Origin of the sequence: Shewanella sp. SW1 (assembly GCF_025653545.1) — a bacterium.
GTDB classification, from domain to species: Bacteria; Pseudomonadota; Gammaproteobacteria; order Enterobacterales; family Shewanellaceae; genus Shewanella; species Shewanella oncorhynchi.
In genome coordinates this window covers 69,157-81,744 of the sequence record NZ_JAKKSG010000008.1, presented here as the reverse complement: position 1 = coordinate 81,744, position 12,588 = coordinate 69,157, and the positions used below count along the sequence as shown (strand labels likewise).

Here is a 12,588-nt window from a genome sequence, read left to right as displayed (position 1 = left end):
GAGCTTGAACTATTTATTGCGTTAGCTCGGCTCGCGCCTTCGCAAGATCAGCCTCGACTTCGGCGACTTTATTGCGTTTCTTGTTGATTTTATCCATAGAACGACCTTCTTCTATGGCTTTGGCCAATTCGTTTTGGCGCTCAATGAGTTTTTCCTCTAAGGCCTCAACTTTAGCGACTCGCTCGGCGTATAAGCTATCATCGTCGCAATGGGTTGAAACTTCGTCATAGGCCTTTTCATGTCCCGCGACTTTATGCTTATTACCTGCCGCTTTTGCTTGGGCAAGTTCGGCACTAATGGCATCTAATTTCGCCGCGCAACCCACTTTCGGTGCTTCAGCAGCCAAAGTGACAGTGCTAAATGCCAATCCAATCACTAAGCCATAAATTCCATGTTTCATCTGCATCTTAATCTCCTGTTACTTTATTCATTGAGCATACCGCTCATGTACACCTACATACCGCTCATGTCCCCCCTAATAGTGCCACAGTCAGCTAGCTCAATCTGTACTAGCGTTAAAATCTCGCCATTAATCCACTTTATTCATCAAAACACGACTTAGACAGTGACTAACAGGCGGCAAATTGTTTATGTTAGGGCAGAATATTGACTCAGACGGATATCGGAGCCAGAAAATTAATGCACACTTCATTACGCCTTAACGCACTTAGCTCATTGTTATTGCTAACATCATCGGTTATGGCCGCCGACGTAGCCAATATCACCCTAGAAAATGGCGCCCAAGTCAGGCTCAAAGACGACTTTACCTGGGAATACGTGATCACTGAAACCAAAGCCGCGCCCAATGCCTTAGCCGCTACAGCCGTAGCAAGTGCATCGAGCAATGTTGCCAGTGTCCCAAGTGCCGCAGTTACCACTCAAACTGTTGCTGCGCCAGTCACCACATTGACCGCCACTGCGATTACCCAACCTGAGCTATTAGGCTCAACGGCAAAAGATGGGATCAAAGTCAGCTTTGCTGAAGGTCAATGGAAAGGCGACAAACTCGGACTCAGCTTCGATCTCGCCAGCACCAGCAATGAACACGTTACCTTAGTTGAAGTTGAAGCTAGCTTCTTCGCCGATAATGGTACTTTGCTCAAAACCGAAAAACTCGAAGTGTGGGAAGCCATTTTCCGCATGCCTGAGACCTATCTACGCAAAGGCGAACAGCGTAAAAGCAGCGTCATTTGGGTCGAAGGCATAGATAAACCCCAATGGCAGAAGCAGCTCATTAACCTCAAAATAACCGAAATTAACTCACGCTAACTGGCAAAGAAGTAAGGGATTGCGAACCCGTTTTCAATCCCTTATCAACACTTTTATCAAATGTTATTGCTTTGTAGAGCCTGTGTTCGAGTAGAATGACAACACTTACTCTCCCCTTATTTTGAGCCCACGAGCAAGATGCATAATCTGATATCCAATCCAGCATTGTACCTTGTTGCTACGCTCTGTAGTGTCAGCCCCTTGTGTTATGCCGACACAGTTTTTTTGCTCAATGGCGATAAAATTAGCGGTGAAATTAAAGAGTTTAACGATCAAAATCTCATCATCAACACCAGTTATGCCCCTAAAATTACCATTCAACGCAGTGCCATTCTCAGCCTCGAAGTCACAGATACTAGACCTTGGAGTGTCAGTCGTTCCATACAGGACATAAGAATTCAAGCCTCTAATGAACATGGCATGGTATTAATTAATAACCAGCACACTCCCGTGAGTGAGTTGAGATTTTCGCAGCACTATGCAAACTCAGATTGGAATTTTAACGGTAGTGTAGAAACCACTCTTGATGTCACCAAAAACAAGAAAAATAGTCAGAAGCTACATATCAAAGGCGATATCACAGCGGAAACCTTGCAATGGCGACATAATCTCAAGACCGAAGTGCGCTACGAAACCGAAGATGACGTGACTAAGCGCAACACCCTCGAAGGACATTATTCATTAGACTATCTACTCAATGAGCATTGGTTGTTACGTCAGGAAGATTTTTATGAAGAAGATAAACTCGGCATCGATAGCCATAGCTATTATGCAGCGCTCGGTCCTGGTTATCGCTTTTGGGGTGCTGGGCGCGATAAATTAGACTTCGTCGTAACCTACAACCATTTTTGGCTTGAACAACAGTCCTTTAAACTAGAACTAAATGCTTGGGCGGCCTCACTTAACTATAAACAATATTGGTTTGGTGGCATTTTAGAGTCCTATGCCGATCTGCAAATTGCCTTCCCAGATATGCCTTCGATTGATTACATCTCAAACTCGACAGTAGGACTTAAATATCTGCTAACTCAGCGGATTTATTTGTCATTTAAATATGACTTCAATGACACTAAAACAGTGATAGGCAATACGAGAGATACCAGCTACACCTTAGGATTAGGGGTTAATTTCTAATCCTCACTCCCGATACGCTAACCTGTGAGCCATAGGATGTTCATCATTCAATTGCAGTAAATCCCATAAGTTACCGTAGAGATCTTTAAACACAGCGACTATGCCATAGTCTTGTTCTTGCGGCTCACGCGCAAACTCCACGCCATCGGCGACCATGCGGCGATAATCACGCCAAAAGTCATCGGTATTCAAGAATAAAAACACCCGCCCACCCGCCTGATTACCGATAAAATCAAACTGCTCAGGTTTAGACGCCCGCGCTAACAAGATAGACGCGCCCTTAGAACCCGGTGGGGCAACAACGACCCAGCGCTTATCTTGCTCGGCTTGATAAGTGTCTTCGACTAATTCGAATTTCAATTTATTCACATAAAAATCAATCGCCTCGTCGTAATCTCTTACGACTAAGGCGATATGCACGAGAGCTTGTTTCATGGCGACCTTAAATCAATCCTATTTAGTCACCAGTTTACAGGTCATTTCTGGTGCTTCGTAGCCCCAAACCACTTTAGCTTCGCCTTGATGTTCCCATAGGCTTTCATTGCGGCCTTGATACTTAGCGCCGCTGCCGCTGGGTTGCACAAACATTAATGAAGTACTATCACCATGTTCAGCAATCAGGGTGGCAGGTTCGGTTTTAAAATAAGTCACGACCACTTCGTTAGCTGGATTGCCGTCACAGGCATAAAACACTGGGCCGGTCATATCGACTAAACGATATTGTGCCTGCAGTTCGGCAATGCGGGTTTGATAGCTAGATTCAATACACGCGTGCTTATCGTCGCTCTTCCAGCATTCATTACGGCCTTTCACCCAACCACGTTGAATCGCCTTTAAAGTAGGAGGTTGTTCATTCTTCGCTTTTTCAAGCGCTTGGCTATAAACCTTAGCTAACTGATTATCAAGTTGGTTCAGCCCCGCATCCTTACAGACCATGTCTTCAATACTGCCAGCATTCACTTTCGTGCAGTCAAAAGAAGGTGCATTAGCCGCCATTACTCCCGCACTTAACGCGCTAACCATCACGCCTGCGGCACAATACCATTTGAAACCCAATCGATTACTTATCATCTTATTTGTTAACTTAGCCATCTCAATTCCTTTGTATTTCTGTGGTTTGTTTCAACGCTTGCCATAGCTAACCCTATATAGGCTTAACCGAGCCTGACTCAAAGCACTATGCCTTGAAGAACCATGCCTTAAAGTGCACTCATAGTGATGTGATTTACTTTTATCTCGGTTCTAACTTAAGACTTAACCCTCAGCCGATATGCTGCGAAAACACCTAATTCTAGTGCGCTGCGAGGAAAATGCCCAGAGACTAAGAGCCACTTACCAATCTGTGTCCGCCTGCATAATCGGACTCTCTAGCGCCAAAAAACCACAAAATCCTGATGAAATCGACCTACTCCAATTTGCGCATAGCTGATTAAACTGAATGTCAAAACGGTTAATTTTTTGCTTTGCACACGATAGTGGTTGAATTTTCGAGTAAAATTGACTATTTTCACGCCGTTTGTCTCTTCACAAGGAAAAGGATCAACATGGAACAAGTTATTACCGCAGGGAACGAGAATCCCATTCAAATGACAGATATTGTCTATTCGAAGGAAAAATCGCTGTTCACTCTGTTAGCTATTATTTCTGGGATCGTCTGGGCGGCATTGATCATAGGCACTTTTGGCATGGCGCTGCTCTATGTGTTGATGTTTTTCATTATTTATCTCTTTAGCCACTCCGCCTTTATCAGCTACTTAAAAGGCACGGCTGTCGAAATCAATGCAGAGCAATTTCCTGAATTACATAAACAATATTTAGCGTGTTGCGAACGTTTAGAAATGCGCGAGCCACCACGCGCTTACTTATTGGCAGCTGATGGCATGTTAAACGCACTGGCGACACGCTTCCTCGGTCGCAACTATATAGTGCTATTTTCATCGATTGTGGATGCGCTTGAGTCAGATAAAGATGCGCTCAACTTCTATATCGGCCACGAGTTAGGTCATATTCGCCGCAATCATATAGGTAAAGCGCCCTTCTTAGTCTTCGCCACTTGGTTACCTTTAGTAGGTGCGGCTTATTCTCGCGCCTGTGAATATACCTGCGATCTCCACGGATTACGTTGCTGCAACAGCTTACGTTCAGCCACAAATGCCGTTGCTGTGTTAGCCGCTGGTGTCGAGCAATGGAAACGTATGAATGTGGAGCAATATATCCGCCAAGCCAGTGAGTCGAGTGGTTTTTGGATGTCGCTGCACGAGCTTAATGGCAGCTATCCTTGGTTGACCAAGCGCATGGCGAGAGTCCAAGCCAAAGCACAAGGAGTGGAATATGCACCGCCATCACGCAGTGCATGGGCCTATGTACTCAGCTTCTTTATGCCACGTTTAGGCACAGCAGGCGGTGGATTGATAATCTTCGCTGCGATTATTGGTATTGCTGCAGCAGTCGCGTTGCCAGCGTATAAGGACTATCAAGAGAAGATGGGTGCCGCCACGAGTTATGAGGCGCCAACCACGACCGAAGCCACACCAGCAGCATTGAATGTACCCGATGCGGCACTGGCCATTGCCAGTATCGACCAGCAACATCAAGCACTGGCACCGATCACTGACATCTTAGTCGGCTACTATCAAACCAACAAAGCTTGGCCAACCGAATTGGATGTGCTTGGACTCACGGACGAGCAGATTGCGACATTTAATCTGTACACAGATGGCATAGTCGGTTTTATAGGAAGCGAAGCACTCGGGGATTATCAAGGCTATGAAGTCTATCTATCGCCTCAAGTTGATGAGCAAAATAATATCACTTGGGTTTGCAGCAGCAACGGTATTCCGGATGAATATCTGCCAGTAGATTGCCAAGGCTAAGATCAAAAAGCGCTGCAAATGCAGCGCTTTTTAGTTGAGGACGAGTTAGCCCTTTTGAATCGTCATAGTCCAAGCAGCATCGCCCTTCTGGGCAAAGTGGGTCACCTCATGCCCGGCTTCAGCCGCCCAGCGGGGAATATTCTCAGTTGCTTGGCCACAATCGTAATCCAGTACCACTTTATCGCCAGCCTCAAGACTCGCAATTAAGCGTTGTAACTCAATTAAAGGAAAAGGGCATAGTTTACCCGTTGTGTCGAGATACTGTTCCATATACAGCTCCTTTATAAACGTTAAATCTGCGCAAGACGCATTGGCCTCAGTAGCGCAAAATAGTTAAAGCACCAACTGCCAAATAAAATAGCAGGGATAAATAGCCAGCCTTGCCACGACAAATAAGCCGTGCCAACGAGCGCATTACCAAGCATGCAACCTCCGGCAAGCCCGCTCCCCACACCCATCAACAGGCCACCAATAAACCCAAATAACACCACTTTATGACCTGGGTAGCGCCAGCGCTGCTCAGCACTGCCCCGAGCAGCGATAAAGGCGCCTACAAATAATCCCAAGAGAAAATATCCAGGCCAACTAAAGAACTTAGTGTTACCTGTGGTGACAAGATCCCATAACTGCGCACTCGGGCCACTGATCCCAACACTGCCTACACGACCACTTTCAAGACTTGCAGGCCATGCAAGTAGCGCCAGTAAACCAATCAGCAAAGCACTTACAAAGGGATGCCAGCGCGCTTCAAACAACCAATGAGCTAAACCCGTTTTACGGGGTGCCATCAGTGCAACCGGACGTTTGCGGCGTTTGAGATAACCCAATGCCAACCACAATGTGAGTAATACGAGGACAACCACGATCACCCAAGGGGAAACGCCCAGAGTTTGATAGAGCGTTTGGTCCTCAAGTTGATGCTGTTTAAAAGGTTTAAGTAGACCTTTCAACTCATCGAGACGCACTAATTTACTGGCAGCAATAAAACCGAGAACGGCCATCACACTGGCAGCCAACCCTTCGGCAGCGCGGTAATAGGCGCCAGTGGAACAGCTTCCCGCTGCTGCCATACCCACACCAAACAATACACCACCGACTAAGGTTGCCAACCAAGGGAAATGCCCTTCTGGCAATTTAACCCAACCCCATTCGTAAAACAGGAACAGCCCTAGACTTTGGATGCTGATGGCAATCAAAATAGCGATCACCATGGTAAAGTCCCGTTGCAGATAGGTATCGCGGATCCCGCCCGCCATACAAAATCTCCCCCTTTGCATCACAAACCCCATGGCTAAGCCAATACTTAAGCCACTGAGAATAGTCAACATAGTCCTATCCTCAACGCTGGATCAGATAACGAATAGTCGGACCATTCTGCTCAATTTCCAGCACTTTATAACCATGATTTTTAGCGTCAAGGGGAATGTTGTTAATAGACTGCGGGCAGTCACTAATCACCTCGAGAATTTCACCGGGCTTTAACTTTGGCATAGCCTCAAGGGTAGCCACTGCGGGATAAGGGCAAGGTTCACCCACCATATCGAGTTGATAATCTGGAATATATTGAGCCATTACGCCGCCTCCGCTAGCAATTGTTCATCACGCTTCGCCTTACGAGCAAAGAAACGTTTTTCCCACAGCAACATAGCGCCAAAGGAGAGCCCCAGCAGCACATAGGTCAGCAATAATCCGCCTTTATCGCCAAAGCTGGTCAGTAAATTAACTTTGTCCCAGTTCGTTGCTAATGGCTGAGCGATATCATCCCAGTAATACGCCAGTAAGGTTGAACCCAACACGTTACCTAAGCCCACCCACCAGAAATGCACTTGGCCTTCGACTGCACGATACATCCAACCCGTTTCACAACCACCAGCCAGTACAATACCAAAACCAAACAGTAAGCCGCCGATCACCGCATTAGGGCCAGCCCACATGATCTTAGGTGGCACACCCAGTTGCACATAGCTGTAAATACCTATCGCACTGACCGCCATACCTAAGATAATCGCCTTCGCCATGTGAGTACGACCAGTGATCCACATATCGCGGAACGCTGAGGTAAAGCAGATTTGCGCCCGTTCGATTAATAAACCAAAACCAACACCACAGAGCATAGCAATGCCTAGTTTAGGCGCATTGAACATAGTCAATAACCCCCAACCGACGATGCCTACAAACACCAGCATACCGATACGGAAACGACGTCTAGCTTGGTTTTCGTCCTGCTTGATTGAAGTCGCTTTATTTACCTTTTTCAGTTTTATCGGAATACGGAACATCGGCAGTAAGGTAAATCTTGCACCAAAGTAAGAGCCTGCCGCAGTCGCCAAAGCAAAGAACCAAGCATGTAAAGAGAACTGAGGAATACCCGTGAAGAAGGCGGCAAGGTTACAACCCATAGCTAAACGGGCACCAAAGCCAGCAATAATGCCGCCGATCAGTGCCTGAGCAATACGGATACGGCTCTGTGGCATACGCAGTTTGACGTTATTGGCCCAAAGCGCAGCGGCAATACAACCACCAAACATACCGATAATCATCATGCCGTCGATACGATCTAGAGGAGAGCCCTGCAGACCTATCACTTTGAAATAACCCCAGGTTTCAGGCTCTGCACCTAAAAACTGCAGTAAATGACCACCCCAACGAGTGAATTCCCCAGTAACAGCCCAGAAGGTTCCGGTCAAACCAAAATAGTAAGTAGAAAGGATACCCGCAGCGATAACCGCTGGCATAGGTGCCCAAAAACGGACTAAATATTCTTGTTTAAATTGTTGCCATGTCATGTCATTACCCTAATGAACGAGACTATAAAAAATAAGCGCAATGCGCTTATAACCTGTGTGCCAGAGTGATTGAAGTCGTTCGACAACTTCAATCTCAAGTGGCCTCACGCTTAAATGGCTTTAGCTAAGCTGACACACTGCTGCCCCAACAGGCGATAACCGTGGGTGTAAAGCGTTGCCCTGCCATTACGGCAAAAACCGATAAGCGTGATATTGCTTTTCTCTGCTAATTCCAACGCCAGTGAAGTCACGGCGGACATAGCAAACAGAATTTGGATATTGGCACTAGCGGCCTTTTGCACCATCTCAAAACTCGCGCGACTGGTGAGCAATACGGCCACTGGACGTTCCACATTTTGAGCGGAAAAGGCGCCAATTAGCTTGTCTAGTGCGATATGCCTGCCTATATCCTCATAGGCGGCGATGATCTGTCCTTGATGATTAAGCCCCATGGCCGCATGAGTGGCGCCCGTCAGCTTAAAATGTTGTTGATTATCTTGAATTTGCCCAAGTGCGACCTGTAAGTGTTCGATATCGAATCTGGCATCTGAGTCCACCCGCATCACAGGCTTGACGGCCTCTTCGAGCTGGGCGACGCCGCACAATCCACAACCTGTGCGTCCTGCCATATTGCGCCTTTGCTGCTTGAGTTCCATAAAGCATCGTTGGTTGATTTCCACTTGGATCAACACGCCTTCACTGGTGAACTCGAGCTCCACCCCTTTGATATCATTGATATGGGAAACGATACGTTCAGATAACGTAAAACCAATAGCGAAGGCTTCTAAATCTTGAGGACTCGCCAACATCACGGTATGCGCTATGCCGTTATAGACCAGTGCGACTCGCACTTCATTAGCTAAGTAGTCAGTCAGCTCAGATGCGTGCCCATGTTCTAACAAGACTACGTTTCTTTCTGTCACCACTTCATGTGAATGATATTCCATAGCGCCCCTTTAAAACTATAAAACCAAATAAAAACAATTAGTTTGATGACAATTTAAGACTTGTATCACAAACCCATAAACTAAATAAGAATCGCCTTGAATCATCCTTACGCATTTTCTACTATCCCTAAGTCTTCTATTGGAAGAACGTCGTCTCCGGTGAGGCGTCCGGATTTCAAATCCGGGTAGGGCTGCCAGCAGTCCTGGGTAGGTTCGACTCCTATGTTCTTCCGCCAATTCTCATGGGAAAAAAACAACTCCGCATCCCGAACTTCTCGGCTATTACTTCGATACTTCCTACGGGTAAAACCACTTCTGTCAAAGAACTCAAGCAGTTGAATACTCACCTTACGCCCAAGCCCAACCATGTCTTTAAATTCTGCCGTTTCGAGCTTGCCGTGTTCTGCAATATGAGTACGCACTAAGCTGGCGTAGTAACAGATTTGTTCGCTGAGCAAATACCTGTCTTTCACCACTGCAGTAATAAACCCCTGCTGCACCAGCTGGAAACACAACAACCTTAATTTGGCAGGTTCTAGCGCAAGGTATTCGCCCATTTCGGTGACCCATACGGGGGCGGTTTGCTCGGCAAGCCAAGGCGCAAGCGCCTGCCAACAATGCTGAGCCTCAGCGTCTAGTACTATTTTGTGTTCAGCGAGCTGCAACAAGGCACCACGCAGCACCATGCGACCTTCTTGGCAAAGCGTGTCGAGCACTTTATTGGCTAATTCGGGCGGCAAAGCGCTATGGCTCATGCGTTGCAGGCGATTACGTCCAAGCCCAAGTTGGTCAGGATGCTGTTGATGGAACTCGTGAAGTAAAGTAATAAACTGTTGTTTTTCTTGCTCAAGTAAACTTGTCGCTATAGCAAATGCCCCAAAACGGACTAAACCCGCTTGGGCTAACAGCATAGCCAGCCCTTCGTCGGTTAATTGCCAACGCCACGCGATTTCATCAAGCTCTAGCGCCTGAGTTTGGCCGAGTAAAGCCACCACATGGGCAGGATTATCCAAGCGTGCTAATTGCAGTAATCTCGCGACTCGTTCAGGCGTACGTTTCTTACGATTAGGGACTTTCAGCGCCAACACTCGCCCCGCACCTAAAGTCTGTTTACCCCCAATGTGTCGCAGGACAATTCGATCGTTCTGGCATAGGAGTAGCGGCTTTTCGAGTACTAACTCCGCCAGACAGAAGCCTTCTTCATCAGCTTCATTTAACAGGGAAACTCGACCTAAAGTATGATCGGCGCCATGGTGACAGTGGACATTTTGCCAATGCACTAATGACTCACTGCCTAAAAAATCGAAGGCTCGAATGTGCACAACAGGGCGGCTACAGAGCTCGGCTTGAGGCAAACTGCTCAGCCAATCGCCACGCTCTAGCTCCCTATGGTTATCGACACCCGTTAAATTGAGTGCTACGCGTGTACCCGTGACAGCCCTTTGGGCTTCTTGTCCCTGACAATGTATGCCTCGCACTCTGAGTTTGGCCTTTTGCCCTGAGCTAAAAAGACTATCCCCCACACATACGCTGCCGCTGATCACTGTGCCAGTCACGACACAACCCGCACCTTTCACACTAAAGGCGCGATCGAGCGTCATCCTAAAGCTGCTGGCATCCTCCGCCCGCTTTGACTCTTGCTCACCTAAATCAAGAATATGCGCCTTCAGCGCCGCCACACCATTGGATGCTAAGTCGGCGGTGCCATTCGCCGACACTTCAAAAACACCACTGGCCTCAATGCCATACTCGGCGAGCAAAGTGAGTCCATCGGCGACAAGCTGTGCCGCCGTGCCACTATCAACTAAATCCCGCTTAGTTAGCACTAAGGTCAAACTGTGCAAAGGTAATAGCGCAAGAATTTGCAAATGCTCACGGGTTTGCGGCATTACGCCATCGTCACAGGCCATCACTAACAGGGCGTGTCGAGCATGACTCACGCCCACCAGCATGTTGTTGATAAATTTTTCGTGGCCGGGCACATCAATAAAAGCAAGGCGCGAACCATCTCGAAGTGGCATAAATGCATAGCCAAGATCGATCGTCATACCGCGGCGTTTTTCCTCCGGCAGACGATCGGTATTCATCCCAGTCAAAGCGCGAATAAGCGTACTCTTGCCATGATCGACATGACCCGCAGTCACAATGATCACAACTGCACACCTAAAGTGCTCAACTCGGCGAGGAGTTCGGCTTCACTATCAAGACCGCGCAGATCTAATCTGAGTTGGTCCTGACTCATGCGACCTATGATAGGCCGTGCCGCCTGCTTAAATTGTTGTTCTAACAAACTTAAACTACCGCCATTGAGTGCGGTAAAACACAGCGCCACTGAGGGTAAAAAAGTATCGGGCTGTGAGCCACTGCCGACCTGTGTTTGGCACTCGACTAACTCAATGCGATAACAAGGTTCAAAGTGTGGAACCAAAGCTTGCTGTAAGCGACGACCAATCTGCCATAACGTCTCTTGGCTACGGGCAAATTTCGCCATAATAGGCAGCTCAATGTCTAAGGTTTCAGGATTAAGATAGTGGATCAATGTCGCTTCTAACGCCGCCAAAATCAGCTTATCGCAACGCAGGGCGCGCTTTAGTGGATGACTCTGTAACTGCTTAATCAGCGACTGTTTGCCAACGATCAAACCAGACTGAGGGCCACCCAATAGTTTATCGCCGGAAAAACTCACTAAATCGACCCCATCGGCTAGCATGGCTTGGGGCGTAGGTTCTTGTTTTAGGCCAAAGCGGCGCAGATCCGTCAGTGATCCACTACCAAGATCTGAAATGAGTGATATGCCACGCTCACGGCATAACTGACCCAGCCTTGCCTCCTCCACTGCGGCAGTAAAGCCACTGATATGATAATTACTGGTGTGGACCTTCATTATCGCAGCGGTATTTTCAGTAATGGCCTGCTCATAATCCTTAAGGTGAGTCCGATTGGTGCTGCCGACCTCGACTAAGGTGCAGCCCGCTTGGCGCATAATGTCAGGGATGCGAAACGCGCCGCCAATTTCCACCAACTCACCACGGGAGACTATGACTTCTTTCCCCGCAGCCACCGCAGAAAGCATCAACAAAACCGCAGCGGCATTGTTATTCACAACACAACAAGCCTCGGCACCCGTTAAGCGCTGGATTAAAGCACTGATCGCATTATCCCTGTGACCACGTTCACCTGCCGCAAGCTCAAATTCCAGCGGTGTGGGGTAGCGCATAACAGAAGTCACGGCTCGAATTGCCGCTTCTGACTGCTGCGCTCGGCCAAGGTTGGTATGCAATATGGTGCCAGTGAGATTCCACACAGGTTTTAAGCTGTGGCTATAATCATTAGACAGTTGATCAACCAAACATCTGTGCAATTGCGCAAGCTCGCCACACCATGTCGGCAAACAGTGCTCGCGGCCGATTAAGCTGCGCGCCGCCTTTAACTGGGTATCCAGTGCGGCCTTTACCGCCGCTTTGCCGTAGGACTGCTGCAATACCACAAAACTAGGCTCTGCAAGTAGGCTATCCATTGAAGGCAAAGCTCGGTACAGAACTTGTAGTGTTTCAGGTGCTTGGGTCATCATCTGTGTCA

At 47.7% G+C, this 12,588-nt stretch carries 12 protein-coding genes, 1 tRNA gene and 1 pseudogene; 4 read left to right on the top strand and 10 right to left on the bottom strand.

The genetic code is table 11. The annotated features are described in order from the left end of the window. Positions 1–13 precede the first annotated feature (13 nt). Positions 14–406, bottom strand: coding sequence for a DUF1090 domain-containing protein (locus L5M71_RS09005; protein ID WP_263207006.1), 393 nt, complete (start codon positions 404–406; stop codon positions 14–16). Between the two features lie 233 nt (positions 407–639). Between L5M71_RS09005 and L5M71_RS09000 the strand changes: the two genes are divergently transcribed. Continuing rightward, positions 640–1,269, top strand: coding sequence for a DUF3157 family protein (locus tag L5M71_RS09000; RefSeq protein ID WP_263207005.1), 630 nt, complete (start codon positions 640–642; stop codon positions 1,267–1,269). A gap of 138 nt (positions 1,270–1,407) precedes the next feature. Continuing rightward, on the top strand, positions 1,408–2,403 hold the full coding sequence (locus tag L5M71_RS08995; protein WP_263207004.1) for a DUF481 domain-containing protein: 996 nt from the start codon (positions 1,408–1,410) through the stop codon (positions 2,401–2,403). 3 nt (positions 2,404–2,406) lie between these two features. Here L5M71_RS08995 and L5M71_RS08990 read toward each other — a convergent pair whose 3' ends face one another. Both L5M71_RS08990 and L5M71_RS08985 read right to left on the bottom strand, forming a co-directional pair. After that, positions 2,407–2,838, bottom strand: coding sequence for a VOC family protein (locus L5M71_RS08990; protein ID WP_113941252.1), 432 nt, complete (start codon positions 2,836–2,838; stop codon positions 2,407–2,409). An 18-nt stretch (positions 2,839–2,856) separates the two neighbouring features. Then, on the bottom strand, positions 2,857–3,495 hold the full coding sequence (locus L5M71_RS08985; protein ID WP_198573375.1) for an MliC family protein: 639 nt from the start codon (positions 3,493–3,495) through the stop codon (positions 2,857–2,859). A 452-nt stretch (positions 3,496–3,947) separates the two neighbouring features. On the opposite strand from L5M71_RS08985, the gene L5M71_RS08980 reads away from it, so the two are divergent. After that, positions 3,948–5,276 (top strand): M48 family metallopeptidase, encoded by a 1,329-nt coding sequence (locus tag L5M71_RS08980; RefSeq protein ID WP_263202583.1) that lies wholly within the window; start codon positions 3,948–3,950, stop codon positions 5,274–5,276. A gap of 45 nt (positions 5,277–5,321) precedes the next feature. Here L5M71_RS08980 and L5M71_RS08975 read toward each other — a convergent pair whose 3' ends face one another. From L5M71_RS08975 to fdhD, 5 genes are all read right to left on the bottom strand, one after another. Next, entirely contained in the window at positions 5,322–5,546 is a 225-nt protein-coding gene (locus L5M71_RS08975) for a sulfurtransferase TusA family protein (RefSeq protein ID WP_173496978.1), read from the bottom strand. 20 nt (positions 5,547–5,566) lie between these two features. Continuing rightward, entirely contained in the window at positions 5,567–6,604 is a 1,038-nt protein-coding gene (locus L5M71_RS08970) for a YeeE/YedE family protein (RefSeq protein ID WP_263207003.1), read from the bottom strand. 10 nt (positions 6,605–6,614) lie between these two features. Next, the gene (gene yedF / locus L5M71_RS08965) at positions 6,615–6,848 is read right to left on the bottom strand and encodes a sulfurtransferase-like selenium metabolism protein YedF (RefSeq protein WP_107946196.1); all 234 of its coding nucleotides are present in this window, start codon (positions 6,846–6,848) and stop codon (positions 6,615–6,617) included. Then, positions 6,848–8,062, bottom strand: a complete 1,215-nt coding sequence (gene yedE / locus L5M71_RS08960) for a selenium metabolism membrane protein YedE/FdhT (protein WP_107946195.1) — start codon at positions 8,060–8,062, stop codon at positions 6,848–6,850. Before yedE ends, yedF begins: the two co-directional genes overlap by 1 nt. A gap of 110 nt (positions 8,063–8,172) precedes the next feature. Continuing rightward, positions 8,173–9,009: a formate dehydrogenase accessory sulfurtransferase FdhD gene (gene fdhD, locus L5M71_RS08955; RefSeq protein WP_263207002.1), complete on the bottom strand. Its 837-nt coding sequence runs from the start codon at positions 9,007–9,009 to the stop codon at positions 8,173–8,175. A 141-nt stretch (positions 9,010–9,150) separates the two neighbouring features. Between fdhD and L5M71_RS08950 the strand changes: the two genes are divergently transcribed. After that, positions 9,151–9,245: transfer RNA gene (locus L5M71_RS08950), tRNA-Sec, on the top strand. 69 nt (positions 9,246–9,314) lie between these two features. Here the strand turns inward: L5M71_RS08950 and selB are convergent. Beyond that, positions 9,315–11,153: pseudogene (gene selB / locus L5M71_RS23125) on the bottom strand (selenocysteine-specific translation elongation factor); the annotation flags it as partial. Between the two features lie 5 nt (positions 11,154–11,158). Beyond that, a complete protein-coding gene (selA, locus tag L5M71_RS08940; RefSeq protein WP_263202622.1) occupies positions 11,159–12,580 on the bottom strand; it encodes an L-seryl-tRNA(Sec) selenium transferase in 1,422 nt (473 codons plus the stop codon). Between the last annotated feature and the right edge of the window lie 8 nt (positions 12,581–12,588).